The sequence below is a fragment of the Dyella sp. SYSU CM1112 genome (genome assembly GCF_058216415.1).
Map to the genome: position 1 here is coordinate 100,687 of NZ_JBZEGI010000012.1, position 24,719 is coordinate 125,405.

General features: G+C 58.1%; 24 protein-coding genes. 9 read left to right on the forward strand and 15 right to left on the reverse strand.

What is annotated here, in order from left to right; translation table 11 throughout:
- Window positions 1–8 precede the first annotated feature (8 nt).
- Genes AC4HNJ_RS16445 through AC4HNJ_RS16460 form a run of 4 tightly spaced genes read left to right on the forward strand, consistent with a single transcriptional unit; the run spans window position 9 to window position 4,228 of the window.
- Window positions 9–758 carry an SDR family oxidoreductase gene (locus AC4HNJ_RS16445; RefSeq protein ID WP_490480681.1) on the forward strand — a complete coding sequence of 250 codons (750 nt, stop codon included), beginning with the start codon at window positions 9–11 and terminating at the stop codon, window positions 756–758.
- Between the two features lie 13 nt (window positions 759–771).
- On the forward strand, window positions 772–1,647 hold the full coding sequence (locus AC4HNJ_RS16450; RefSeq protein ID WP_490480682.1) for a fumarylacetoacetate hydrolase family protein: 876 nt from the start codon (window positions 772–774) through the stop codon (window positions 1,645–1,647).
- A 44-nt stretch (window positions 1,648–1,691) separates the two neighbouring features.
- Complete coding sequence (locus AC4HNJ_RS16455; RefSeq protein WP_490480683.1) at window positions 1,692–3,002, forward strand: L-fuconate dehydratase; 1,311 nt, start codon at window positions 1,692–1,694, stop codon at window positions 3,000–3,002.
- Between the two features lie 20 nt (window positions 3,003–3,022).
- A complete protein-coding gene (locus tag AC4HNJ_RS16460) occupies window positions 3,023–4,228 on the forward strand; it encodes an alpha-hydroxy acid oxidase (RefSeq protein WP_490480684.1) in 1,206 nt (401 codons plus the stop codon).
- A gap of 80 nt (window positions 4,229–4,308) precedes the next feature.
- On the opposite strand, the gene AC4HNJ_RS16465 is transcribed toward AC4HNJ_RS16460, so the two are convergent.
- Together AC4HNJ_RS16465 and fucP are read right to left on the reverse strand one after the other, a co-directional pair.
- Complete coding sequence (locus AC4HNJ_RS16465; RefSeq protein WP_490480685.1) at window positions 4,309–4,665, reverse strand: L-rhamnose mutarotase; 357 nt, start codon at window positions 4,663–4,665, stop codon at window positions 4,309–4,311.
- On the reverse strand, window positions 4,665–5,963 hold the full coding sequence (gene fucP / locus AC4HNJ_RS16470) for an L-fucose:H+ symporter permease (RefSeq protein WP_490480733.1): 1,299 nt from the start codon (window positions 5,961–5,963) through the stop codon (window positions 4,665–4,667). Before fucP ends, AC4HNJ_RS16465 begins: the two co-directional genes overlap by 1 nt.
- Before the next feature lie 197 nt (window positions 5,964–6,160).
- Here fucP and AC4HNJ_RS16475 point away from each other — a divergent pair, with 197 nt between their 5' ends.
- The 3 genes from AC4HNJ_RS16475 to AC4HNJ_RS16485 all read left to right on the forward strand — a co-directional run bounded on the left by AC4HNJ_RS16475 (window position 6,161) and on the right by AC4HNJ_RS16485 (window position 9,340).
- Window positions 6,161–6,910: an IclR family transcriptional regulator gene (locus AC4HNJ_RS16475; RefSeq protein ID WP_490480686.1), complete on the forward strand. Its 750-nt coding sequence runs from the start codon at window positions 6,161–6,163 to the stop codon at window positions 6,908–6,910.
- Window positions 6,911–6,995: 85 nt separating this feature from the next.
- Entirely contained in the window at window positions 6,996–8,354 is a 1,359-nt protein-coding gene (locus tag AC4HNJ_RS16480; RefSeq protein ID WP_490480687.1) for an alpha-L-fucosidase, read from the forward strand.
- Between the two features lie 167 nt (window positions 8,355–8,521).
- The gene (locus AC4HNJ_RS16485) at window positions 8,522–9,340 is read left to right on the forward strand and encodes a CHAD domain-containing protein (protein WP_490480688.1); all 819 of its coding nucleotides are present in this window, start codon (window positions 8,522–8,524) and stop codon (window positions 9,338–9,340) included.
- A gap of 31 nt (window positions 9,341–9,371) precedes the next feature.
- Here the strand turns inward: AC4HNJ_RS16485 and AC4HNJ_RS16490 are convergent, their stop codons facing one another.
- Window positions 9,372–9,809, reverse strand: coding sequence for a universal stress protein (locus tag AC4HNJ_RS16490; protein ID WP_490480689.1), 438 nt, complete (start codon window positions 9,807–9,809; stop codon window positions 9,372–9,374).
- 230 nt (window positions 9,810–10,039) lie between these two features.
- Here AC4HNJ_RS16490 and AC4HNJ_RS16495 point away from each other — a divergent pair, with 230 nt between their 5' ends.
- Window positions 10,040–10,912: an NAD-dependent protein deacetylase gene (locus AC4HNJ_RS16495; RefSeq protein ID WP_490480690.1), complete on the forward strand. Its 873-nt coding sequence runs from the start codon at window positions 10,040–10,042 to the stop codon at window positions 10,910–10,912.
- On the opposite strand, the gene tadA is transcribed toward AC4HNJ_RS16495, so the two are convergent.
- From tadA to ndk, 12 genes are all read right to left on the reverse strand, one after another.
- The gene (gene tadA / locus AC4HNJ_RS16500; protein ID WP_490480691.1) at window positions 10,883–11,377 is read right to left on the reverse strand and encodes a tRNA adenosine(34) deaminase TadA; all 495 of its coding nucleotides are present in this window, start codon (window positions 11,375–11,377) and stop codon (window positions 10,883–10,885) included. The genes AC4HNJ_RS16495 and tadA overlap by 30 nt on opposite strands.
- Before the next feature lie 77 nt (window positions 11,378–11,454).
- Window positions 11,455–13,035 (reverse strand): glutamine-hydrolyzing GMP synthase, encoded by a 1,581-nt coding sequence (guaA, locus tag AC4HNJ_RS16505; RefSeq protein WP_490480692.1) that lies wholly within the window; start codon window positions 13,033–13,035, stop codon window positions 11,455–11,457.
- A 174-nt stretch (window positions 13,036–13,209) separates the two neighbouring features.
- On the reverse strand, window positions 13,210–14,667 hold the full coding sequence (guaB, locus tag AC4HNJ_RS16510) for an IMP dehydrogenase (RefSeq protein WP_490480693.1): 1,458 nt from the start codon (window positions 14,665–14,667) through the stop codon (window positions 13,210–13,212).
- Window positions 14,668–14,807: 140 nt separating this feature from the next.
- Window positions 14,808–15,659 (reverse strand): bifunctional methylenetetrahydrofolate dehydrogenase/methenyltetrahydrofolate cyclohydrolase FolD, encoded by an 852-nt coding sequence (gene folD / locus AC4HNJ_RS16515; RefSeq protein WP_490480694.1) that lies wholly within the window; start codon window positions 15,657–15,659, stop codon window positions 14,808–14,810.
- A gap of 78 nt (window positions 15,660–15,737) precedes the next feature.
- The gene (gene moeB, locus AC4HNJ_RS16520; RefSeq protein ID WP_490480695.1) at window positions 15,738–16,904 is read right to left on the reverse strand and encodes a molybdopterin-synthase adenylyltransferase MoeB; all 1,167 of its coding nucleotides are present in this window, start codon (window positions 16,902–16,904) and stop codon (window positions 15,738–15,740) included.
- A gap of 60 nt (window positions 16,905–16,964) precedes the next feature.
- Window positions 16,965–18,365, reverse strand: coding sequence for a ribosome biogenesis GTPase Der (der, locus tag AC4HNJ_RS16525; protein ID WP_490480696.1), 1,401 nt, complete (start codon window positions 18,363–18,365; stop codon window positions 16,965–16,967).
- An 18-nt stretch (window positions 18,366–18,383) separates the two neighbouring features.
- Window positions 18,384–19,583, reverse strand: a complete 1,200-nt coding sequence (gene bamB / locus AC4HNJ_RS16530) for an outer membrane protein assembly factor BamB (RefSeq protein ID WP_490480697.1) — start codon at window positions 19,581–19,583, stop codon at window positions 18,384–18,386.
- A complete protein-coding gene (locus tag AC4HNJ_RS16535; RefSeq protein ID WP_490480698.1) occupies window positions 19,580–20,329 on the reverse strand; it encodes a YfgM family protein in 750 nt (249 codons plus the stop codon). The genes bamB and AC4HNJ_RS16535 overlap by 4 nt, the downstream gene beginning before the upstream one ends.
- 119 nt (window positions 20,330–20,448) lie before the next feature.
- Window positions 20,449–21,495, reverse strand: a complete 1,047-nt coding sequence (locus tag AC4HNJ_RS16540; protein ID WP_490480699.1) for a helix-turn-helix domain-containing protein — start codon at window positions 21,493–21,495, stop codon at window positions 20,449–20,451.
- On the reverse strand, window positions 21,492–22,286 hold the full coding sequence (gene pilW, locus AC4HNJ_RS16545) for a type IV pilus biogenesis/stability protein PilW (protein ID WP_490480700.1): 795 nt from the start codon (window positions 22,284–22,286) through the stop codon (window positions 21,492–21,494). The genes AC4HNJ_RS16540 and pilW overlap by 4 nt, the downstream gene beginning before the upstream one ends.
- Window positions 22,276–23,397, reverse strand: a complete 1,122-nt coding sequence (gene rlmN, locus AC4HNJ_RS16550; RefSeq protein ID WP_490480701.1) for a dual-specificity RNA methyltransferase RlmN — start codon at window positions 23,395–23,397, stop codon at window positions 22,276–22,278. The genes pilW and rlmN overlap by 11 nt, the downstream gene beginning before the upstream one ends.
- Before the next feature lie 12 nt (window positions 23,398–23,409).
- Complete coding sequence (ndk, locus tag AC4HNJ_RS16555) at window positions 23,410–23,835, reverse strand: nucleoside-diphosphate kinase (RefSeq protein ID WP_490480702.1); 426 nt, start codon at window positions 23,833–23,835, stop codon at window positions 23,410–23,412.
- 188 nt (window positions 23,836–24,023) lie between these two features.
- Here ndk and AC4HNJ_RS16560 point away from each other — a divergent pair, with 188 nt between their 5' ends.
- The gene (locus AC4HNJ_RS16560) at window positions 24,024–24,680 is read left to right on the forward strand and encodes a TetR/AcrR family transcriptional regulator (protein WP_490480703.1); all 657 of its coding nucleotides are present in this window, start codon (window positions 24,024–24,026) and stop codon (window positions 24,678–24,680) included.
- Window positions 24,681–24,719 lie beyond the last annotated feature (39 nt).

The window sequence follows — 24,719 nt, forward strand, 5'->3', positions numbered from 1 at the left end:
ACACATGCATGAGCGGACGCCTTTCGGGCAAATATGCGCTGATCACGGCGGCGGGTGTCGGTATCGGCCGCGCCACCGCCCTCGCTTTTGCGAAAGAAGGAGCGAAGGTGCTGGCCACCGACATCGATGCTGAAGCACTGAACAGACTTACGGATGAAGAGTCTTCGATATCCTCTCGCGTTCTCGATGTCACGCAGCCCGAACAGATTCAAGCACTAGTACAGGAAGGCCATGCCTTCGACATATTGTTCAACTGCGCCGGTTATGTGCATGCAGGCACGATCCTGGATACCGACGAGTCGAGTTGGCGGCGTTCGTTCGCGATCAATGTGGACAGCATGTTCCGGCTTTGCAAGGCAGTTCTTCCAGGAATGCTGGAGCGCGGCGCAGGCAGCATCATCAATATATCGTCGGTTGCGTCCAGCATCCAGGGCGTGCCCCATCGTTTTGCCTACGGCACGACCAAGGCTGCCGTCATCGGTCTCACGCGCTCTATCGCCGCAGATTTCGTGTCGCGGGGCATCCGCTGCAATGCCATTTGCCCAGGCACGGTGAAAACACCTTCACTCGGTGAGCGTGTACGCGCGCTAGGCGGTGATGAGGAAGCCAACTGGCGCGGCTTCATCCAACGCCAACCGATGGGACGCTTGGGTGAGCCGGAAGAGATCGCTGCACTGGCACTGCATCTCGCTTCCGACGAATCCGCCTTCACCACTGGCACCGTCCACATCGTGGATGGCGGCTGGTCCAACTCTTGACGAAAGGAACGCCATGAAACTCGTTCGTTACGGTGCCATCGGCAGGGAAAAGCCCGGTCTGGTGGATGCCGCCGGCGCTTTGCGCGATCTGTCTTCCATTATTCCCGACATCGATGCGCAAACGCTTGGCCGACAGGGACGTGCACGCCTTGCCGCGATCGATCCAGGCACGTTGCCGCTGATGACTGGTGCGCCTCGTTATGGGTCACCAGTGGCGCACGTAAGCAAGTTGATTTGTGTTGGGATGAATTACCGCGAACACGCTGCGGAAACTCATACTCCGGTACCGGAGCAACCGGTGATTTTCATGAAGGCTACGAGTGCCATCATGGGTCCGAACGACGATGTGATCATTCCCGAAAACTCTGTGAAGACGGATTGGGAAGTGGAACTTGGCGTCGTAATCGGCGAAACCACACGCAGCGTTGGTGTCGAAGATGCCCTTGCGCATGTGGCCGGCTACCTCGTCGTCAATGATCTTTCCGAACGCGCATTCCAGTTCGATCATGGCGGGCAATGGGTGAAGGGCAAGAGCTGCGATACGTTTGGTCCGCTTGGCCCTTGGCTGGTCACCACCGACGAAGTGCCCGATCCCCAACACCTTCGGCTGTGGCTGGAGGTAAACGGGCACCGCTACCAGAACGGCAACACGCAGACGATGGTCTTCGGTGTGGCGCAGTTGGTTAGCCACATCAGCCGCTATATGACCCTGCTGCCCGGCGATGTAATCAGCACGGGTACACCGGCTGGCGTCGGTCTGGGGCAAAAGCCGCCCATCTACCTGCGCCCTGGCGACGTGATCGAACTCGGCATCGATGGCCTAGGCAGGCAACGCCAGCAGGTTCGCGCGCATCCCAATGAAGCATCGCACGGAAAGCCGAACGCATGACGGCGGCGAGCCTTTCATCCTTTGGATTCAAGGACGATCGCTGCATGACCAGGATCACGGCGCTGGAGACCCATGACGTTCGCTTCCCCACGTCACGCGAACTGGATGGCTCGGATGCCATGAATCCTGATCCGGATTACTCCGCCGCGTATGTGGTGATGCATACCGATCGGCCAGACTTGGCGGGCTATGGGCTGGCTTTCACTATCGGCCGCGGCAACAATGTACAGAAAGCAGCCATCGACGCGCTGGCTGATCATGTCGTGGGCATGAGGCTTAGTGACGTTGTCGGCGATCTTGGCGGTTTCTCGAGGCGCTTGATCGACGATTCCCAGTTGCGTTGGCTGGGGCCCGAAAAGGGTGTCATGCATATGGCGATCGGCGCCGTGATCAACGCCGCCTGGGATCTTGCGGCGCGTTTGGCGGAAAAGCCGTTGTGGCGCTTCATCGCTGATATGACGCCTGAGCAACTGGTGGCTACGATCGATTTCCGTTATCTCACCGATGCGTTGACGCCCGATGAAGCGTTGACCATGCTGCAGGCCTGCGCCAACGATAAACCCAAACGCATCGCGCAGTTGCTGGCCGAAGGTTATCCGGCCTATACCACCTCGCCCGGCTGGCTGGGCTATACCGACGAGAAAATGCTACGTCTGGCGCGCGAGGCGATCGCGGAAGGTTTTCGCACCATCAAGCTAAAGGTCGGCCTGAGTGTGGAGGACGATGTACGTCGTTGCCGGCTGGCCCGTGAAACACTAGGGCCGGATATTGCTATCGCAGTAGATGCAAACCAGCGCTGGGATGTGCGGGATGCGATCACGTGGCTGCGTCGCCTCGCTAACGTGCCATTGGCGTGGGCGGAAGAGCCCACCAGTCCGGACGACATTCTCGGCCATGCTGCGATTCGGCACGCGGTCGCCCCCGTCCCGATTTCTACCGGCGAACACACCCACAATCGAGTGATGTTCAAGCAGCTTTTCCAGGCCGGCGCGGTCGACCTGGTGCAGATCGATGCTGCACGCGTGGGCGGTGTCAACGAAAATCTCGCGATCCTGCTGTTGGCCGCCAAGTTCGGCGTGCGCGTTTTTCCGCACGCGGGCGGTGTCGGTCTGTGCGAATTGGTGCAACACCTGGCCATGGCCGATTTCGTGGCGATTACCGGCAAAAAAGACGACCGCGCCATCGAATATGTGGATCATCTGCACGAGCACTTCGTCGATCCCGTGGTGGTGCGCAACGGCCATTACATGGCACCGCAAGCGCCCGGGTTTTCCGCTGAAATGCATGCGGGCACGCTGGCGCATTATCGCTATCCGGATGGCCCGGCATGGCACGAGCCTATTGGAGCACCCTAACCCCTGATCGCGAGTACGCCATGACCGCTCCCATCACCAACGTTACCGATCTGCGTGCGCTGGCCAAGCGGCGCGTGCCGCGCGCCTTCTTCGAATACGCCGATCGCGGCTCCTATGATGAGGTCACGCTGCGCGCCAATCGCGCCGCGTTCGAACGCATTGCCTTGCGGCAGCGGGTGATGCGCAATGTGGACAATCGTTCGCTGAATACCGACATCCTGGGCCAGCCGGTGTCGATGCCTCTCGCGCTCGCCCCTACCGGCCTCACCGGCCTGCAACACGGCAGCGGCGAAATACTTGCCGCGCGTGCTGCGGTCAAGGCAGGCATACCGTTCTGCCTGAGCACTGTCTCGATCTGTTCGATCGAACAGGTGCGCGCCACGGTGGAGACACCTTTCTGGTTTCAGGTCTATGTGATGCGCGACCGCGGCTTTACGCGTGACTTGATCGAACGCGCCAAAGCAGCCGAATGTTCTGCCCTGATGCTCACCGCCGACCTTACCGTGCAAGGGCAACGTCATCGCGAGATCAAGAACGGCCTTTCCGTGCCGCCGAAGATCACCTTCAGCAATCTCTTTGACATGCTCAGCAAACCACGCTGGGCATGGAGCATGCTACGGGCACCTAGCCGTTCTTTTGGCAATCTGCAGGGCCGTATCGCGAATACCGATAGCCTCACTACGCTGGCCCAGTGGATTGCCAATCAGTTCGATCCCACCCTCGAATGGAAGGATCTGGAATGGATCCGCGAGGCATGGCCCGGCAAGCTGATCATCAAAGGCATTCTCGACCCGCGCGATGCACGCATCGCCGCGGAACACGGCGTCGACGCGATCGTGGTTTCCAATCATGGCGGCCGCCAACTGGACGGGGCGCCCGCCACTATCGACGTGCTGCCTTCCATCGTCCAGGCGGTCGGCGATCGTACGCAAGTGCTGTTCGACAGCGGCATTCTGAGTGGACAGGACTTGCTCAAGGCACTTGCCTACGGCGCACATGCCGGATTGATCGGAAAAGCGTTTCTCTATGGATTGGGGGCACTGGGTGAAGCTGGCGTGACCAAAGCCATCGAGCTGATCCGCCGGGAACTCAGTGTCAGCATGGCGCTGACCGGGCAAACCGATGTGCGTCGAATCACTCCGGACATTATCTGGCACAAGCCTCCGGAAGGTGTGCTCAATATCCTCAATACCCAAGTGGGAAGCGCAGACGTTCGATGCCGTTAGCAGGCATCGCCCAGTGGAGGGAGCGATACGCGCAGTGCCGAGGTGCGACGCAAGCAGGAAAGGGGTTTGACCCGGATCAGTCAGATCGCAGCAAGCGCTTGCTTGAGCGAAAAAATACAGCTCATCGGCACCCATTTTTGGCCTGCTTCGGCCCATGGAAGGCGCTGTTGGTAGCGGTCCATCAACTGTTCCCATGCTTGCGTGTTGGCATCGGTGCCCCCGCTTTCTCGCGCAGGGTTTTGATCATGATCGGCCGCCCTCTGCACAACCATTACCAATCGGTTGCCGGTACGGAAAATTTCCATGTCTTCGATACCCGAAGCGCGGATCGAGGCAATGATTTCCGGCCACACATGACCGGGTTGATGCCAGCGCTCGTATTCGGCAATGGCTTCTGCATCATCCTTGAGATCGAGTGCGTAGTAGAAGCGCCGCATCAGGCCACGCCCTGTGTCATGGAGCGCCTTTTTTGCCAGGCAAACAGTGCAATAACTGCAAAACAAGCCACGGGTACCGCCATCGCCGTTGCAATGGTGGAGTGATCGGACACCGAGCCCATCAGGGCCGTCAACACGGCACCGCCGATGATGGTCATCACCAGCATGGCCGAGCCGAGTTTGCGCTCGTCATCGCTACGCCCTTCCACGCCCAGGGCGAAGATGGTCGGATACATCACCGACATGAAAAAGCTGCATATCACCAGGGCATAGGCACCGCCGTGACCAGGCGACGTCACCGCATAAAGTGCCAGTAGCACATTGGTCAAAGCGAATATCAGCAGCAATCGAACGGGCGCCACGTATTTCATCAATAAAGCACCGACAAAACGGCCGATCATGAAGCACACCAGTTCAGCGGTAAGGAAGTTGGCAGCCAGCTTGGCCGAGGTGCCGGACATGGTGGCCTGTACATAGCGAATGGTATAGCTCCATACGCCGACTTGTGCGCCGACATAAAAGAACTGCGCAAGCAAGGCGCCGACGAAATATCGGTCACGCAGTAGCTTCTTCCATACGCCGTGGCCTGCCAGTCTTGTCTCAACAGCAGGCGCGGCACTCTTGGGAAAGCGTGTGCTCAGTATCAATATCGCCCAGCTCAACACCACCAGGCCGATAATCAGATAGGGCCATTGCACGGCGCGGGTTTCATGCGCGTAGTACGCCATGCGCGCCGAGGTGCTCATCGCCGCGATTTGCGCCGGTGTTGGCTCGATACCTGAAAAGATGAAGTGTTGGCCAATCAAGATGCCTGCGATCGATCCCAAGGGATTGAACGCTTGCGCCAGGTTGAGTCGGCGCGTGGCCGTTTCGGCCGGTCCCAGCAGGGTCACGAATGGGTTGGCCGAAGTCTCCAGAAAGGCGAGGCCACTGGCGATCACAAACAACGCGCCGAGAAACAGGCTATAGGCATTGATGGATGCGGCTGGCCAGAACAGCAATGCGCCGATGCCATAAAGCATCAAGCCACATACCACGGTACTTTTGTAACCGAAGCGGCGCATGTATATGCCCGCCGGCATGGCCACCAGGAAGTAACCCAGATAGAACGCGCTCTGTACCAGGCCGGCACGAAAATCGTTCAGCACAAATGCTTTTTTGAACTGCGCAATCAACACGTCGTTGAGGTTGTTGGCCCCACCCCAAAGAAAGAACAGGCTGACGATCAGTATCAGGGGAAGCCAGCGCCGGCCTTTTTCCGTGGCATCGGCTGCGGGTGCACGGATATTGTTTATCACTGCCTGCACGTCCACCTTTTCTCCCACAACGCGGCTAACTGCTCGGAAACCTGTCGGCGGTCGGTATTTCGATGCTACGTGACGCTCCGTCCATCTTGTGCAAATATGAAACTGTTATTCATTGATAGCACAAGTCGCGCCGCAACATGCTGATGAAATGGGCAAGAGGCGCGGTCGAACCATGAATAGGAAACACGATGTCCGATCCGTCACCCAAGTACCGCGCCCCTGCTTTGGATAAGGGGCTGGATATTCTGGAGCTCCTGGCCAGCTCCAATCGCCCCTTGAGCATCGCGGAAATCTCCGAAGGCGTCGGGCGTTCACGCGGCGAAATCTTCCGCATGCTCCAAGTGCTGGAAGAGCGCGATTACATCACTCGAGGCGAAGGCGACGCCGGCTACTCCGTGACCCCGAGGTTATTTCGCATGGGTATGGAGCAACCGCCAGTGAAAAGCGTGATCGAGACGGCATTGCCGGTCATGCATCGGCTGGCCGATGCCAGTGGGCAGGCTTGCCATCTTGTCGTGCCGTCCGGCGAACAGATTGTGGTCGTCGCACGCGTGGATCCGCCAGGGGAAGTGGCACTGGTCGTACGCGTCGGACATCGGCGCCCCATGTCTCAATCCAGCTCAGGTCACGTTTTGCTGGCTTTTCAGGAAGATGAGGTTCGTGAGCGCTGGCTGGATCGCATCGCTCGATACGAGCCCGCACTGGAACGCAAGAAGCTGGTCAAATTGTTGTCGCAGCTACGCACACGCGGATATGCCTGCGAACGCAGTCATGTAGTGGATGCGGTGACCGATCTTTCTGCACCGGTGCTTCAGCATGGACATGCTGTGTGCGCGCTTACCATTCCTTATATCGAGCAGCAGACCACTGCGCAAACAATGGAAGACGTGATTGGCGCCCTGCTCCACGCCACGACGGAAATTTCCAAAGCATTGTAATTTGGCACACCGCTTCGCCAGGCCTGAGTCACCCCTCGTCCTTCTGGACGTTTTTACGCCCATTAACTTATGCGAGTTTGAAACGATGCCGATTCGTCGATTTGCTCTGATCGCCGTCCTGTCTGCGGCTTTCCTCACGAGCAACGCCTCAGCCCAGAATTTTGCCGACATCAAGCCATCGCCTCAGCAGACTCACTGGCAGGATCTCGAATTCGGCGTCATCGTGCATTTCGGCACAAATACCTTCCTTGATCGCGAGTGGGGCGACGGCACTGCCGATCCGAAGGTGTTCAATCCCGACCATGTGAATCCAGATCAATGGGCACGCGCGGCCAAATCGGCTGGAGCCACCTACATGTTGCTGGTGGCCAAGCATCATGATGGTTTCGCACTATGGCCCACCGGGCAAAGCACTTACTCCGTCAAGAGCAGTCCGTGGATGGATGGCAAAGGCGACCTGGTGCGGATGACCGAAGAAGCTGCGCACAAGGAAGGCCTGGCGTTCGGCATCTATCTCTCCCCGTGGGACAGACACGAACCGCGCTACCGCGATCCGGCCGCTTACGACAAGTTCTATATGGCGCAAATGGACGAGCTGGTTCAAAACTACGGACCGTTGGTGGAATGGTGGCTGGATGGCGCCGGAAGCGTTGGCCATGTCTACAACTTCAAGAAATACATGGAAGAACTGCGTACGTATCAGCCCAACACAATGGTGTTTGCCGATGTGGCATTGTTCGGTTACGGCGACATCCGCTGGGTAGGCCAGGAAGACGGCCACATCCATGGCGAGAACTGGAATGTCATCGATCGCCACGGCGAATTACGCTGGCGCCCGGTGGAAGTAGACACACCGCTGCATCGACTCCAGTGGTTCTGGCATCCGGATAGCGACAAGACACTCAAAAGCGTCGCCGAATTGATGGATATCTGGGAGAACAGCGTCGGTCGTGGTGGACAGTTGATGCTGGGACTGGCGCCCAATCGTCGTGGCCTTCTACCTGAAGCGGATGTCGCACGCCTCAAGGCCTTCGGTGCTGCCCTCCAGGCACGTTATGGTGCAGACAAGAATCTGGTGCGAAATCACTTGCCCGCGGACGCGAATATCAGTGCGGCGCTGGATGGTGATCGCGATACATTCTGGTCGGCTCCGGATGGCTCAGCGCATGCCGCCCTTGAAGTGGATTTTGCGCAGCCCGTCACCTTCGATCATGCGCTCAGCATGGAGTGGTTGAATGATGGGCAATGCATCCAGAAGTATGCGATCGAGGCATGGATGCATGATGCCTGGACGCCCATCGCCAAGGCCGAAGCCATTGGACACATGAAAATCGATCACTTCATGCCGGTGACAACGTCAAAGGTACGACTGAACATTCTCTCCAGTGTCTGCACGGCACGGATTCGGGAATTCCAGCTGTTCGATGTGGGGCAAAGCCACTGACGCGCCAGAGGTCGACTTGTATACCTGGCGTTAAAGAGTTCGCCAGGTCGCCACAGCCATTCGCACCTTGCGATTCGCCACCTCCGGCTTCCACCTGGAATTTTCACCGGGCAGCTATGATGGGAGCAGGTCGGAACGAGTAAGCATTCCCGGAGGCGGCCTGGGTGATGAACGAGACCAAGCATTTCAGCCCACCGACTTTGGGTGTCGCTCTGGGAGCGCTAGCAGCGCATGAATGCCGTACGCTGCAACGCGCGTTAGCGATGAAAAAGAAACGCCAGGATGGTCTTCATGCAGCACGCAAATCAGGCCGACGGTTGCGCAACTTGCTCCGTTTTTTGTCGTTCGAGCCAACTGCCAAAGATCTGGTCCCTGCTTTGAAGCACTTAGTGCATAGCTTTTCTTCACTAAGAGATGCCCATATTGCTTCGACGACGGCAAAGCTCCTAGCTCCCGCGCACCAGACTTGCCTGCCGCCGGATGTACTTGATGCTCTGGATAAACAGAGTGATGACTTGCTCTGTGAAGCGCTGGAAGAAGATCCTGATTGGCACCAGCGACGTACCGAGGCACGTCACCTAAGCGACGCCTTGAACGCGTTGCCGTGGCAAGACATCACTCCTGCTTCGGCAAAGAAGGTTCTCAAGCGAATGCGGCGCAAGATGAAACGAGCTCATAACAACGCTGAGGCGTTACAGACGGCGGTGGCGTATCACCAGTGGCGGCGGCGTGCACGAAATCTGCGATATCAACTGGAATTTCTTCGCAAAGCACGACGCATGGCTGATATGAAAAAGCGCCGCACCCAGAAATACGGCGAGAAGATCAAGCGCCTCACCGCGATCACGGATCAACTCGGCTGGCGCCAGGATTTCGAGGTATTCCGCAGCGTCGTCCAACACCTTCCACATTTCGCCAGCATGTCGCCCTTATACAAGGCGCTCGATGCAGAGCCGGGCTATTGGCCGGATCCAAGAAATCGCTAGCTATCCAACAGGCAACGATGCAGCCAATCCGTCAATGACAAACCAATACCGGAATGGTGCAGCATCCCAATACTTTGTGCGTCTCACTGCCCAATAGCAGCCTGTCCAAAGTAGCGTAGCCATGTGTACTCATGACTATCAGATCACAATGCTCCCGCTTGGCCGCGCCGACGATCGCGACGTAGGGGCGTCGGTCGAAGGCATATCCACCACGGCACGCCACGCCGGCTTCTTTCGCCATCGATTCAATTTCAGCCAAGCGCTCCTGCGCGCGCGCCACGGCCCGCTCCACGTAGGAATCCTCGGCGTGCTGGATAACGTCGGAGAAATAGGCTACCGCCGCGAGCGGAGAGAGCACATGAAAAGTGTAAATGCGGGCATCCAGCCGGGATGCCAATTCGATACCCATTTCCGCAGCGTGCATAGCCTGTTCGGAACCGTCTGTGGGAATCAGGATATGCGAGAACATGATGCCTCCTTCGGGTCAGGCCCTGCTCGAATGCATCCTATTCATCCATGTGCCATCTTGGCGATCGATCTATCGCTGCCCTGCTTACCTGACTTGAATTTTACACCTGCTTGCACCATGTGATCGGTTCATCCCATGGCGCTTTCTTTTCGGTTAATACTTGAGTGGCCGAACCGCGCCGCACGATCGAATCGCGCCATAATGGAACGCGCCAGACGTTGAGGTATCTCATGACGCTTGCGGAAACCCCATTGCCCGATATACATCGCCATACGCTGCAGGCGTTTCTGGCGAATCATCGTCGTTTGTTTGTTCTTACCGGTGCGGGTTGCAGCACCGATTCGGGTATTCCGGATTATCGTGATGCCGATGGTGGCTGGAAGCGCGCGCAACCCGTGACGTTTCAAGCATTCATGGGCGAAGAGCTGACGCGCAAACGATACTGGGCACGCAGCCTGATTGGCTGGCGCCGTTTTGGCAGCGCCACACCAAACGACACTCACCACGCACTGACGCGGCTGGAGCAACAGGGCAAGCTGACAGTGCTGCTTACACAGAATGTAGATGGCCTGCACCAACGCGCCGGCAGTCAGAATGTGTTGGACATGCACGGACGCTTGGATACGGTGCGGTGCATGGGCTGCGACTATCGTTTCCCCCGCTCTGTTCTGCAGCAGAACCTGTTGGAACTCAATCCGGGCTGGGCAGCCTTGGATGCTGGCGATGCGCCCGATGGCGACGCAGACCTGGATGGCATCGATTTCAGCCAGTTCGCCGTTCCCGTTTGCCCCCATTGCCAAGGCATCTTGAAGCCGGACGTCGTGTTCTTTGGCGAGAACGTGCCGCGTGAGCGCGTAGCCGCTGCCATGCAGGCGCTGGAAGCCGCCGACGCCATGCTGGTGGTGGGCTCGTCGTTGATGGTGTTTTCGGGCTACCGCTTCGCCCATGCTGCCGCCAAAGCCGGCAAACCGATTGCCGCAGTCAACCTGGGGCGTACGCGAGCCGACCCATTATTGAGTTTGAAAGTGGAGCACTCTTGCGCAGAGGCATTGGCGTTTTTGCTTGCCGATACATCAACGCCGAGCGCGGAAGAAGTCGCGTAAAAGCACGGCCGATTCTTCGGCAAGCAAGCCGCCTTGAACATCGATGCGATGGTTGTGGCGATCGGAAACCAGCGTGTCGAAGACACTCCCCGCCGCACCGGTTTTCGGGTCTGTCGTGCCATAGACGACACGCCCGACACGTGCATGCACCAGCGCCATCGCGCACATGGCGCAGGGTTCCAGCGTGACAAATAGGGTGGCGCCAATAATGCGGTGATTCGCAATTTTCTCGCCCGCCGCCCGCAAAGCCATGATCTCGGCATGTGCCGTCGGATCATGCAGGGTAATGTTGCGGTTCCAGCCCAAACCGACGATCAGGCTGTCTTGCACCAGCACGGCACCTACTGGCACTTCATTCTCGGCATCGCGTGCATGCTCGGCGAGCTGCAAGGCGCGACGCATAAAGGCTTCATCTTCGGCACTGAAGATGCCGGCCGTGGGATCGTCAGAGATGACCTCAACCATTTCAATGAGTTATATGATTTTCTTAAAACAAGCCACTCAGCACATGCTCGCGGCTAAATGGTAAGTCATTGAATGGGTTACTCCCATTCAATCGTTGCGGGCGGCTTGCCACTTATATCATAGACAACACGAGAAACACCTCGTAATTCATTGATAATTCTATTAGAAACAAGCCCTAAGAAGTCATAGGGAAGCGGTGCCCAATGCGCCGTCATGAAATCAATGGTTTCAACGGCACGCAACGCAATCACCCACTCGTAAGCTCGCGCGTCCCCTACTACGCCCACGGACTTCACGGGCAGGAATACCGCAAAAGCCTGGCTAACCTTGTCATACAGCTCTGCTTTACGCAGTTCCTCAATAAAGATCGCATCGGCACGCGCCAGCAAATCGGCGTATTCGGCTTTCACCTCGCCCAGAATGCGGACGCCCAGTCCCGGTCCTGGGAAAGGGTGGCGATAAACCATTTCTCGCGGCAGACCGAGTTCCACACCAATGCGGCGCACTTCGTCCTTGAATAGCTCGCGCAATGGCTCGACCAGTTTGAGCTTCATGTGCTCAGGCAAACCACCAACATTGTGATGACTCTTGATCACGTGGGCCTTGCCGGTTTTACTGCCTGCCGACTCGATGACGTCAGGGTAGATGGTGCCCTGGGCCAACCACTTCACATGACCACTGCCGGCAGCAGTGACTTTGGCCGACTCCTCGTCAAAAATCTCCACGAACAAGCGACCGATGATCTTGCGCTTGGCTTCCGGATCAGCCACCCCTTCCAGCGCCTTGAAATAACGCTCGGCGGCGTTCACGCGAATCACCTTGACGCCCATGTGCTCGGCCATGGTTGCCATGACCTGATCACCCTCCTGCCAGCGCAGCAATCCGGTATCCACGAATACGCAAGTGAGTTGATTGCCGATCGCCCGGTGCAATAAAGCGGCCACCACCGAAGAATCCACTCCGCCCGACAAGCCCAGCAGTACATGATCTTTGCCGACCTGCTCACGCACGCGGGCAATCTGGTCGTCGATGATATGTGCCGCCGTCCATAGCGTCCGACAACCGCAAATGTCCGTTACGAAGCGCTTGAGCAAGGTCGTGCCCTGCTTGGTGTGCGTCACTTCCGGATGGAACTGCACGCCATACCAATGCTTGGCTTCGTTCGACATGGCGGCGACCGGAATGCGATCCGTCATTGCCGTAATCGTGAAGCCTTGGGGCGCTTTGGCGACGTGGTCGCCATGACTCATCCATACGTCCAGGGCTTGGAAAGAATCGTGATCGCTGAGACCGTCCAACAATGCGTCCGATGCAATGACATCGACACGCGCATGCCCGAATTCGCGTGCATCGGCCGCTTCCGTGGCACCGCCAAGCTGCGCGGCGAGTGTCTGCATGCCGTAGCAGATGCCGAGAATCGGCAAGCCGGAATCGAACACTTCTTGCGGCGCCTTGGGCGCGCCATGCACGGTGGTTGATTCCGGCCCTCCGGAGAGAATGATTCCCTTGGCACCGAACGCTGCAATCTCGGCAGGATTGTGGTCCCAGGCCCAGATCTCGCAATACACGCCGATCTCGCGAATCCGTCGCGCAATCAGCTGGGTGTACTGCGCACCGAAATCGAGGATGAGGATCTTGTCGCTGTGAATATTGGTCATGGCGGCACAATCAGGAGAATCGAGAAGAAGGCGGCATCTGCTCATCACCATCCGGCATTGAAAAGATGCAGTGCAAACCACGCGTGAGATACATCTATCGCGATGCACCTCACATACTTGGCCGACCAGGCTTTGGCTTTTCCCGGAACGACGAGCAGAACCAGAGCGTTCCGATCAAGAATTCAGCCGATAATTCGGCGCTTCCTTCGTGATCTGGATATCGTGAGGATGTGCTTCGGTAACACCGGCCGAGGTTACTTTTACGAACTGGGCTTTGTGACGCACATCTTCGATCGAGGCTGCGCCGAGATAACCCATCGAGGCGCGCAGACCGCCGATCAATTGATGGATGATGTTGCGCAGCGGACCACGATACGGCACACGGCCTTCGATACCTTCAGGCACGAGCTTGTCCGCGTCGGCTTCTTCCTGGAAGTAGCGGTCCTTGGAACCCAGTGCCATGGCACCCAGCGACCCCATGCCGCGATAGCTCTTGTAGGAGCGCCCCTGGAACAACTCCACTTCGCCCGGCGATTCCTCGGTACCGGCGAACATGGAGCCAAGCATCACCGTGGATGCACCGGCCGCAAGCGCCTTGGGAATGTCGCCCGAGTAGCGGATACCGCCATCCGCGATCAACGGGATGTCATCTTTCAAGGCCGTCGCAACCATATCGATTGCGGTGACCTGCGGCACGCCCACGCCCGCGACCACGCGCGTGGTGCAAATCGAGCCTGGACCTACGCCCACCTTTACTGCATCGGCGCCCGCGTCACGCAGTGCAAGGGCGGCGTCGCCGGTAACGATATTGCCGGCAATCAACTGCACGTGCGGATAGTGCTTCTTCACCCAGGCAGCGCGCTCGACCACGCCTTGCGAGTGGCCATGCGCGGTATCTACCACGATCACGTCCACACCGGCGTCGACCAAGGCTTCGACACGCTGCTCGGTATCGCCGCCTACGCCCACTGCAGCACCAACCAATAAGCGCTCGTGTGCATCTTTTGCCGCGTTCGGATTGTCGCGCGCTTTCTGGATATCTTTGACGGTGATCAAACCACGCAGCTGGAACGCGTCGTTGACCACCAGCACCTTCTCGATGCGGTGCTTGTGCAGCAGTTGCAGCACCTCGTCCTGACTCGCGCCTTCGCTAACGGTAACCAGCTTGTCCTGGCGCGTCATGATGTTGCGCACGGGATCATCGTGCTTGCGCTCGAAACGCAGATCGCGGCTGGTAACGATGCCGACCAGCTGCTCCCCTTCCACCACCGGCACACCGGAAATGTTGTGGGCGCGGGTGAGCTTAAGTACGTCGCGGATCGAAGTGTGCGGCGTGACCGTGATCGGACTGCGAATGACACCGGCTTCGAATTTCTTCACCAGGCGCACCTCGGCAGCCTGCTGCTCGGCGGTCATGTTTTTGTGGATGATGCCGATGCCGCCGTTCTGAGCCATCGTGATGGCGAGCCGGGCTTCGGTAACCGTATCCATAGCGGCGGACACGATGGGAATATTCAGTCGAAGGTTCCGCGTCAGTCGCGTGGAAGTGTCCACATCGCGCGGCAAAACCCGGGAATGGGCCGGGACGAGGTAGACGTCGTCGTAAGTAAGGGCCTCGGCGAGGATGCGCATGCGTTAAGTCCCGCTGCAAAGAGAGGATTATACGCGTGAGCCATATCCAATGCGACTGCCGCCGACAAAAACAGTGCCACATCCAGGCGTTTTTCCGCTTCGCTGGCACCTCCGTTTAGCCAGCATTAAACAGCGAAAAATCAGCCGCGCGCTTCGGCCGCTTCCAACGTGTTTTCCATCAGGGTGGCAACGGTCATCGGCCCCACGCCGCCGGGTACCGGGGTAATCCAACTGGCACGTTGAAAAGCAGGATCGAATTCGACATCGCCTACAAGGCGCCCATCATCCAGCCGATTGATGCCCACATCGATGACGATTGCGCCGGGCTTGATCCACTCCCCTTTTACTAGCCCCGGCTTGCCCACGGCCACGACGAGAATGTCCGCCTGGCGGACGTAGGTTTCCAAGCCCTGGGTGAAGCGATGGCAGCACGTCGTCGTGCATCCCGCAATCAGTAGCTCAAGCGCCAACGGACGACCAACATGATTGGAGACGCCGACGATGACCGCATGCTGACCACGCACGGGGCGATCTGTATGGCCAAGCAACGTCATCACTCCCTTGGGGGTACAGGGTCGCAAGCCGAAACGGCGCAATGCGAGACGCCCTACGTTGACAGCCTGAAAACCATCTACGTCCTTGTTGGGGTCAATGCGATCGACCAGCTCGTCTTCATCGATATGCCTGGGCAGAGGAGATTGCACGAGAATGCCGTGGACGGCCGGATTGGCATTGAGCTCGTCGATTAGCGCGAACAGTTCTTCTTGTGTCGTAGCGGCCGGCAAGTCGTAATCAAAGGACCGAAACCCTACCTGGTGACAGGCTTTACGCTTGTTTCGCACGTACACGGAAGACGCCGCATCATTCCCCACCAGCACCACCGCAAGACCGGGCTCCGTCTTGCCCTGCGCCTTGCGTTCGCTGACGCGCTTGGCGATGCGGTCCAGCAATTCCTGGGCGATACGTTTACCGTCGAGAATGCGTGCGCTCATGGTGTGCCCTGGCCTTGATGATGCACATTATCCCGGCTTATCCGACGACTCGCCATGCTTTGTTTGCATGTACTGCGGTCAACGGGCGGAACAGAAACGCTCGATATCTTCGTAACCTCGAAATACGGCTGACGAGCCACATCCCGGGCACGCGGGATCGCGAGGCAAGCGCGTTTCGCGAAAACGCATACCCAGGGCATCAAACGACAACAGGCGTCCGATCAAGGGTTCGCCGATGCCCAGCATTAATTTCAGCGCCTCGGTGGCTTGTAGCAGACCGACGATGCCAGGCAAAACCCCCAATACACCCGCCTCACTGCAGTTAGGAGCATCGGCAGCATCCGGTGGCTCAGGGAACAGGCAACGATAACAGGGCGAGTCGCCGTGGCGCGGATCGAATACGCTCACCTGGCCCGTAAATCGCTCGACTGCGCCATAAACCATGGGCATGTTCAAGCGGCGAGTCGCGGCAGCGAGCAGATAACGGGCCGGAAAATTATCGGCGCCATCGATAATCAAATCGTGACCGCCGAGGAGACGTTCCACGTTATCGGCTCGCAGGCGTTCGTTGTGCAATTCCACTTTCACACGAGGATTGAGCCCTGCCAGGGTCATGCGTGCCGATTCGGTTTTAGCCATGCCAACACGTGCATCGGCGTGAATGACCTGGCGATGCAAATTAGAGCGCTCGACACGATCGTCGTCGATGAGGGTAAGTCGTCCCACACCGGCAGCGGCAAGGTACAGCGCGGCCGGCGCACCCAGTCCACCTGCCCCCAGCAATGCAATATGGGCCTGTCCAAGTTTCTGCTGGCCGGCCTCTCCCACCTGCGGCAAGCGCAGCTGGCGTGCATAACGCTCTACCGAATCGGCATCGAACTCACTGGCACTGATAGGCAAGCCTTCGTTTTTCCAGCGCTCAAAACCGCCTGCGACCGATGCAACATTACGGTAGCCCATGCGCTGCAATGTCTCTGCAGCAAGCAAGGAGCGGCGACCGCTGCCGCATAAAGCAAGCAGTGCGCGATCGCGATTAGGTTCGTAATCCTCGATACGAAGTTCAAGAAACCCTCGCGACAACGCCAGTGCACCGACTGGCGATCCTGCAACCCGCTCGTTATCCTCGCGCACGTCAATCAGCAACGCACCCTGCGCCTGCTTGCCCAATGCTTCAGCAGGAGAAATTTCCGGCACGCGTTGACGCAAGTCTGCCAGCCAGGATTCGCGGTCTAAAGATGTGTTCATCCACTTAGTGTAACTCGCCGGACGAAGCCCCTCCTCCGCACGGGATAAGGCAACAAAAGCTCAGCGATCGCGCCGCTTCATTTCGCGAATCATGCGCTGGCGCTTACGCTGCTGGGATTCGGTTAGGACATTCTTCCGCCCAGCGAAAGGGTTGTCGCCATCACGAAATTCAATACGAATAGGCGTACCTTCGAGCTTGTAACGTTGCCTGAAAAAGTTCTCCAGATAACGACGATACGCGGGAGCGATGTGTTTGGTACGGCTGCCGTGAATGACAATGGTAGGGGGATTGTTGCCGCCTGGATGGGCAAATCGCAGCTTGGGTGCATGCCCCCTGACCAAGGGGGGCTGATAGCTCTCGTAGGCGCGCTCGAGCGTACGGGTAAGGTCAGATGACGTCAGTTCATGCGTCGCGGCAGCATGTGCCCGTACGATCGCGCGCATCAACTCACGCAAGCCTGAGCCGTGCAGTGCGGAAATGAAAACCTGCTTTGCCCAGTCGACGAAGGCGAGCCGTCGTTCGAGCGCCTTGTGGCATTGCTCGCGCTGGTAGGCGTCCATGTCATCCCACTTGTTGACGGCAATGACCAAGGCCCTGCCCTCGTCGAGTACATGCCCGATCAGGGTGAGATCCTGATCAGCAAGGTTTTCACGCGCATCAATCATCACGACAACAACTTGTGCCGCTGCCATCGATTGCAGCGTCTTGATGACGCTGAATTTCTCGACATTCTCCTCCACACGCGCCTTGCGTCGCACACCAGCCGTATCGATCAAGGTGTAACGCTTGCCGTCACGCTCCAGTGGCACGCGGATCGGATCACGCGTGGTACCCGCAACATCGGACACGATCAGGCGGTTTTCGCCCAGAAGGCGATTGATCAGCGTCGACTTGCCTGCATTGGGGCGTCCGACGATGGCGACGCGCACACTGCCATCGTCCTCCGGAGCAAGCTCCTCGTGCGAGTCTTCGGGCAACAGCGGCAGCAGCGCCGCAATCAGATCTTCCGTACCGCGGTTGTGCGCCGCCGATAACGGCAAGGTAAGCGCCAGGCCGAATGCCGAAAATTCGGCCATGGCCGTTTGCAGATCCAGGCCATCGACCTTGTTGACAGCCAGAACAATCGGTTTGCCGGCGCGACGCAATTCATCAAGAATGCTGCGATCCTGCGGCAGCAAACCATCCCGCGCATCGACCACGAAGACCAGGATCTGCGCCTCGCCGACTGCGATACGTACCTGTTGCGCGGTAAGCGCATCCAATCCTTGATCGATACCGGAAAGTCCTCCGGTATCCACGACTACGAAAGGGCGTTGACCGCCACGGCAAACGCCGTAATGGCGATCTCGTGTGACGCCCGGCATATCCGCCACGAGGGCGTCCCGACTGCGCGTCAACGCGTTGAATAGGGTCGATTTACCGACGTTGGGACGACCGACCAGGGCGATGACAGGCAGCACAAAATATCATTCCGGCAATTATTTCGTGCCGAGGCGATAAGCGGCGATATGGCCCAATGCGTCCTCGACATACACCAGGTCGCCAGCCACGACTGGCTGTGCACGAATCGCCTTTTTGGACAGACGCTCGCGCGCAGCCAGGGCACCATCACCGGTCTGCAGCCAATGCACGTAGCCTTCGATATCACCAACGACGACGTAGTCGCCCTGCACAGCGGGCGCGGTCAACCAGCGATACTTCAGGTTGTCGTTCTTCCACATGTCGGCGCCGCTGCTCTTGTCGAATGCCCAGACCTGGGAATCCGTGTTCACGCCGAAGAGACTGTTACCGCTGATCGCCAGTGACGTATAGGTGGAAAACGGACGCGCCCAGAGCGGCCGTCCACTCGGGCCATCCACGGCGGTCAGGTTACCGTGATAAGCCGAGGCATACAGGGTGCTGCCATCAAGCACGACGCCACCATCAGCATCGTTCATACGATCAATGTCGGTGCGCCCTTCGCCGCTTGCCAACTGCTGTTCCCATAGCTTGTCACCATTGTCTTCACGCAACGCAACCAGCTTGCCGTCGTCGCTGCCATAGAAGACCACTCCGTTTGTCACCAGCAATGGACCATTACCGCGCAAACTCAGCAGCGGCACATTGCCTTGATCGTTCACCCAGCGACGTTCACCTGTCTTGCTGTCCAAGCCATATACGCGGCCGTCCTGCGTACGGACGAGCGTGAGTGCGCCGGCGATGGTTGGAGAGTCGATGACTTCGGAAGGCAGGGTGCTCGTCCAGCGCTGGCTGCCGTCTTTGGCATTGAGGCCATAGACATGGCCATCAAGCGTGCCGATCACCAGCAAATCACCCGAAACGGCCGGACCTCCCGAATAGAAAGCATCCGGGCGCTTCTTGTCACCCCAGCCAAACCAGCCGTGCGTGCGATGCTTGGTCTCCCAAAGCTTTTTGCCGCTATTGGCATCGTAGGCGGCAATCGCGCCATCCGTGCTTGCGGCATAAAGCACGCCATCGACAACAGTCGGGCGCATGCGAACGCCGCTTACGCCCGCCCCGTGCCCAACCCTGGCTGTCCACACCTTCGTGACCTGCACGGTTGGCTTGAAGTTCTTGGCCAGCGGCGTCGGCGGCTCAATGTTTTCTTTCTTGAAGGAATGGCAACCCGCAAGCGCGACCAGCGAGCCAGTCAATACGATCAGCCAAAAACGTTTCATGCACCCTGCTTCCCGGCCGTGGCCAGATCGTCGATTTTCATTTGCACTTCATTGTCATGCTGTACGTCGGGACCCATGGCCTTCAAGGCAGCCTTGTAAGCCTTGCGGGCATCGTCGTGCCGTCCAAGCTTGACCAGCGCGTCCCCGCGTAGTTCCTGGCTTTCGATGGCGTAGCTGTCAGCAGGCATCCGGTCGAGCGCATTGAGTGCTTCTTGTGCATTGCCTTTGGCCAATTGCACGTGGGCAATGCGCAACTCCACAAGCGCTTTCAATTCGGGGCTCGGCGCGTGCTGTTCAGCCCATGCGAGTGACTCGAGCGCCTTGTCCAGCTGCTTGTCTTCCACTTGTTTGCGTGCACGATCACTGACCGCGAACGTCGCGTATGGAGTGTCCGAATAGCCCTTCATCAATTCCTGGGTCAGGAACTCGATGGCATTGGCGTCACCTGTATCAATGACTCCCTGCAACTGCTGGTACAGGCCGGATGCCTGCATCTGATGCGCCATCCGATGGTTGCGCCACTGCTGATATCCGAAGATGGCAATCAGGCCGATGATGACACCCACAACGATCGACAGGCCATTCTGCCGCAGCCACTTTTGAACGCGTTCACTTTGTTCGTAGTCGTCGTAAGCATCAAATGCCATGCAATCACCGTATCTGGAGAGACGCCAGGGAGCGCCAAAAAAGGGGTATGAGCGCCGTATTCCGCGACAGCCGACACTGACCGCCACGCCGGCAAGCAATGTGCAAGCATAACCGATCACAGGGGGGACAAGGCTATACCGCCCACCGTCCACGAACGACGCCGGCTTGTTACCTGCGCTGTCGCCGCCGGCAAACGGGAAGACCGAAAGCAGGCCTCTTATGCGCCCGCTGGAACAGCTTTGCCGTCCTGAATATCGACCCGGAAATGCGCCACGTTGGCGTGACGATAAGGATCGAGCGTCAACGCCTGTCCATCGATGCTGACCTGTGCCCCCGCCGCATTGCCGATGCGCACATCGAGGGGCTGATCGCTACGGTACGTTTTGTTGGTTCCCGCTGGCAACAAGCCATATTCCAGACGATCGCCATTTTTATCGACGACCTCAACCCAGCTGCTGTTTGGGAGATCCAGGTTGAGGCTATGAGCGCCACTGCCCGTTACCGCGGCTGACGTAGTAGCTGTGGGCGGCGTCATGGTGACATCACTGTCGAGATTGGGAACGGGCACCATCGAAGCGAGCAAAGGCTGCTCGGCCGCAGGACGCACCGTCGACGCTGTCGTCGTGGCGGGCGCACTTGCCACAGCCGCTCCAGCAACAGTGGGGGGCGCTGCAGAAGGCTTTGTGGCATTACCGGAGGGTGCCGGAGTCGTAGCCGGTGGCGCATCTTGCTGGGCGACAGGCGCTGCATCCAAAGGTGCCAGATGGCTCATGTCGTGGGAGAGTGTGCCGCGCATGCCCAGCCAAACGGTGGGTACAGCGATCACAAGCGTCAGCACTACATAAGTCGCCGCAGTCGCATAGCGATTGAGCAAATATCGCGAATGCGAGACACCACCTGTCGCCACCAGCGGTGGCTGACTAGGCTTCAGCCGCGCAACGACCGTTTCGATATCGACCTCGTCGATATCCAGATAACGGGCGTATTTACGGATATATCCGCCAAGGTAAATCTGGTAATCGATGCCGCTGAAGTCATCGCCTTCGAGTTGCTTCAGCACACGTATCGGAAGACGCAGGGCATGTCCGCAAGTTTCAAGGTCCAAGCCGCGTGCCTCTCGCACGGCGCGCAAGCGCGAACCGAACCCTGGGGTCTCATGAAAACGGAACTCAGCAGCGTTTTCATCCATGTTCACTGCGGTCGTGGCAGGTGCGTCAGAGGCCTTTACCTCGTGCTCCGCCGGATTGGACTGCTCGGAAATCATGGGCGTACAGTTTGATTGAGGGCCTGAGCCTGCTCCGAATCCGGGAACTGGCTTAGCAGCCGTTTACTGTAGTTCTGGGCGGCATCCGTGTTGCCCAGGTGAGATTCGATTTCGTAACCAAGCTTGAGCGAACCGGGACTGGGACGACCCAGCGCGTCGAAACGCTCCAAAAAAGCACTGGCGTTGAAGTAATCGTGATTGAGATACAACAGATCGGATAGCTGCAACAGCGCTTCCGCATTCTTGGGATTACGCGTTATCGCCTGCCTGAAACTGGCCTCAGCAGCAGCGCGATCATTCAAGCGAAGCTGACATACCCCCTGGTTCGTCAGCGCCACATCCGGAGTCTGATAGAACGGATCGGCCACAGCCTTGGTGAAATAAGGCAGCGACTCCTGTGCCTTGCCTTCATGGCACAGAAACTGTCCCAGGTTATTGTTGGTATCACCCTTATCCGGCTGCAGCTCAACGGCACGGCGATAATGAGCTTCCGCATTGGCCGTATCGTTAATGCGCTCGTAGATGTAAGCCATCACTGTTTGCGCGGGGGCATAGGACGGATCCTCAGTCACCGCGATCTTCACTTTTTCGAGCGCACCCTGCAGATCACCGATTTCGATGTAGTGCTGGGCGAGACGCGTATGCACGTCGGCTGCACTCCGTGCCTTTTCTGCCTTCGTCTGTTCCGGCAATTTCGGATCGGCAGGCGGGGGTGGAACGACCATGGAACGGTGACAGCCTGCCAGCGTGATGACCAAGCAGGCACCAAGCCAGATGCGATTACGCCACATGATGAGCAACCCCCTCATCCAAACGCTTGCGGAACTCGGCCTGGCGACGGGTCCGATCCAACACCTGGCCTTTAAGTTGACCGCAAGCGGCATCAATGTCATCACCGCGGGTGCGGCGCAGCATGGCCAGAACATTTGCGTTGAGCAACTGCGTCTGGAATGCATGGATCACTTCCGGTTCCGAACGCTCAAAGCGGGTACCTGGAAATGGATTGAATGGAATCAAGTTGACCTTGCAGGTCGGCAGGCGGCGCATCAGCTTGATGAGCTGGCGTGCATGCTCAGGCTGGTCATTCACCCCTTTCATAAGGGTGTATTCGAACGTAATGGAGGTGCGTGGCTTACGCGCAATCCAGCGTTGGCAAGCCGCTATCAATTCAGCAATCGGGTAGCGCTTATTGAGGGGCACCAATTCTGTGCGCAATTCGTCATTGGCAGCGTGCAACGATACAGCCAGGGAAACATCGATGCTTTCGGACAGCTTGTCGATCATCGGCACCAAGCCTGCCGTCGACAGCGTCACTCGCTTGGACGCCAGGCCGAAACCAAGATCGTCACGCATCAGGCTCATGGCCGTCACGACGTTATCGAAATTGAGCAAGGGCTCGCCCATGCCCATCATCACCACATTGGTGATGCGGCGATTCTGATGCGTCACATTCCCCAGATGCTTGGCCGCCACCCACATCTGACCGATGATTTCCGACGTCGCCAGGTTCCGGTTAAAACCCTGCGTGGCAGTAGAACAGAATTGGCAATTAAGGCCACAGCCCACCTGTGAAGACACGCATAATGTGCCACGGGTCGGCTCGGGGATATACACGGCCTCAACAGCATTGCCCCCGTCCATGCCGAGCAGCCATTTGTGCGTACCGTCGACGGCGCCCTTATCGAAGAGCGTCTTGGGCGGACCGATGTAGCAAGCCGCCTCGAGCTTGGCGCGAAGCGCCTTACCCACATCGGTCATGTTTTCGAAATTGTCTTCCAGGTGGTGATAGATCCATTTCATCACCTGCTCGGCACGATACGGCTTTTCGCCAAGTCGCGCGAAAAATTCACGCAACCCCTGGCGATCGAAATCGAGCAGATTGACTTTTTCCACCTGGTTCACGTGCTCTCTATCTCAGCGTGGAAAGACTTCAGTAGCCGCAAAGAAGTAAGCCATCTCGGTTGCCGCGGTTTCGGGACCATCGGAACCATGCACAGCATTCGCATCAATCGACTCCGCGAAATCCGCGCGAATGGTGCCCTTGGCAGCTTCCTTGGGATTCGTGGCGCCCATCAGGTCGCGATGCTTGAGAATCGCATTTTCACCTTGCAAAACCTGGATCATGACTGGGCCCGAGATCATGAACTCCACCAGCGCATTGAAGAACGGACGCTCGCGATGCACGGCATAAAAACCTTCCGCTTCTTTACGCGAAAGATGCTTCATTTTTGCTGCAACAATCTTCAAGCCCGCCTTCTCGAAGCGAGCATAAATTTCGCCGATGACGTTCTTGGCAACAGCATCAGGTTTGATGATGGAAAGGGTGCGCTCCAGCGCCATGCGTCTGCTCCGGGTATACGGACTGTTTTTTATGGGCGGTCTGACTTAAGACATCAGAGGGACTTTAGAACTAAATCCGCCACAGAATGAGGATTTAGCTCACGAAAGTTTGACAGATTCTAGCCCATAAGCAACCCCGCCCCGAGACAATGTAAACGTCCGTTTGACGGCTCCAGGCGCTCGCGCGTATGCTCAAACGATCGTTTGATTCCTATCGACAGGCGACGCCCGTGAACAGCTCCGCTTCCACGAAGGAACGCATCCTCACCGCAGCCGAAGCGCTCTTTGCCCAACGCGGCTTTGAGGCAGCCTCCCTTCGCCAGCTAACCGCTGCTGCTGGCGTGAACCTGGCGGCAGTCAACTATCACTTCGGCTCCAAAGACAATTTGGTCGAAGAAGTGTTCCGCCGCCGCCTGGATCAGCTCAGCGCCCGCCGCCTGGGCGCCCTGAAACGGGTATCTGGGCAACCGGAAACCACGCTGGAAGATGTGCTCTCCTCCTTTATCCGACCGGCGCTGGACCTCTCCCACGACGGCGGCGGGGGCCTGTTCATGCGAGTGTTGGCCAGGGCCTTTGCCGAGCACGATGACAGCCTGCGGAAATTCCTTTCCGACAATTACGGCCACGTCATGCGGCAGTTCACTGCCGAGTTCGCCCGCCTGCTGCCGGAACTAAGCAAGGAGGAGCTGTACTGGCGTATCGACCTGGTCACCGGTGCGCTGACCCACGCCATGTCCGGCTTCGGCATCATCCAGCGCAAGAGTGACGTCAGTGAAATCACTCACCGCGAGCAAACCGCCGAGCACCTCATCCGCTTTGCCGCCGCCGGCCTGCGCGCACCCTGATTTTTCTTCATACCCGGACGCCTCCCCAACCGCCCGGTG

Bases quoted from the DNA above. Each gene is read 5' to 3' on its own strand.
- AC4HNJ_RS16445 (WP_490480681.1), top strand. From the start codon at position 9: ATGAGCGGACGCCTTTCGGGCAAATATGCGCTGATCACGGCGGCGGGT.
- AC4HNJ_RS16485 (WP_490480688.1), top strand. From the start codon at position 8,522: ATGAACGAGACCAAGCATTTCAGCCCACCGACTTTGGGTGTCGCTCTG.
- bamB (WP_490480697.1), bottom strand. From the start codon at position 19,583: ATGAAACGTTTTTGGCTGATCGTATTGACTGGCTCGCTGGTCGCGCTT.
- AC4HNJ_RS16480 (WP_490480687.1), top strand. From the start codon at position 6,996: ATGCCGATTCGTCGATTTGCTCTGATCGCCGTCCTGTCTGCGGCTTTC.
- AC4HNJ_RS16490 (WP_490480689.1), bottom strand. From the start codon at position 9,809: ATGTTCTCGCATATCCTGATTCCCACAGACGGTTCCGAACAGGCTATG.
- AC4HNJ_RS16450 (WP_490480682.1), top strand. From the start codon at position 772: ATGAAACTCGTTCGTTACGGTGCCATCGGCAGGGAAAAGCCCGGTCTG.
- AC4HNJ_RS16560 (WP_490480703.1), top strand. From the start codon at position 24,024: ATGCTCAAACGATCGTTTGATTCCTATCGACAGGCGACGCCCGTGAAC.
- guaA (WP_490480692.1), bottom strand. From the start codon at position 13,035: ATGACCAATATTCACAGCGACAAGATCCTCATCCTCGATTTCGGTGCG.
- ndk (WP_490480702.1), bottom strand. From the start codon at position 23,835: ATGGCGCTGGAGCGCACCCTTTCCATCATCAAACCTGATGCTGTTGCC.
- AC4HNJ_RS16495 (WP_490480690.1), top strand. From the start codon at position 10,040: ATGACGCTTGCGGAAACCCCATTGCCCGATATACATCGCCATACGCTG.
- tadA (WP_490480691.1), bottom strand. From the start codon at position 11,377: ATGGTTGAGGTCATCTCTGACGATCCCACGGCCGGCATCTTCAGTGCC.
- guaB (WP_490480693.1), bottom strand. From the start codon at position 14,667: ATGCGCATCCTCGCCGAGGCCCTTACTTACGACGACGTCTACCTCGTC.
- pilW (WP_490480700.1), bottom strand. From the start codon at position 22,286: ATGTGGCGTAATCGCATCTGGCTTGGTGCCTGCTTGGTCATCACGCTG.
- AC4HNJ_RS16460 (WP_490480684.1), top strand. From the start codon at position 3,023: ATGACCGCTCCCATCACCAACGTTACCGATCTGCGTGCGCTGGCCAAG.
- AC4HNJ_RS16465 (WP_490480685.1), bottom strand. From the start codon at position 4,665: ATGCGGCGCTTCTACTACGCACTCGATCTCAAGGATGATGCAGAAGCC.
- folD (WP_490480694.1), bottom strand. From the start codon at position 15,659: ATGAGCGCACGCATTCTCGACGGTAAACGTATCGCCCAGGAATTGCTG.
- AC4HNJ_RS16455 (WP_490480683.1), top strand. From the start codon at position 1,692: ATGACCAGGATCACGGCGCTGGAGACCCATGACGTTCGCTTCCCCACG.
- AC4HNJ_RS16540 (WP_490480699.1), bottom strand. From the start codon at position 21,495: ATGATTTCCGAGCAGTCCAATCCGGCGGAGCACGAGGTAAAGGCCTCT.
- moeB (WP_490480695.1), bottom strand. From the start codon at position 16,904: ATGAACACATCTTTAGACCGCGAATCCTGGCTGGCAGACTTGCGTCAA.
- AC4HNJ_RS16475 (WP_490480686.1), top strand. From the start codon at position 6,161: ATGTCCGATCCGTCACCCAAGTACCGCGCCCCTGCTTTGGATAAGGGG.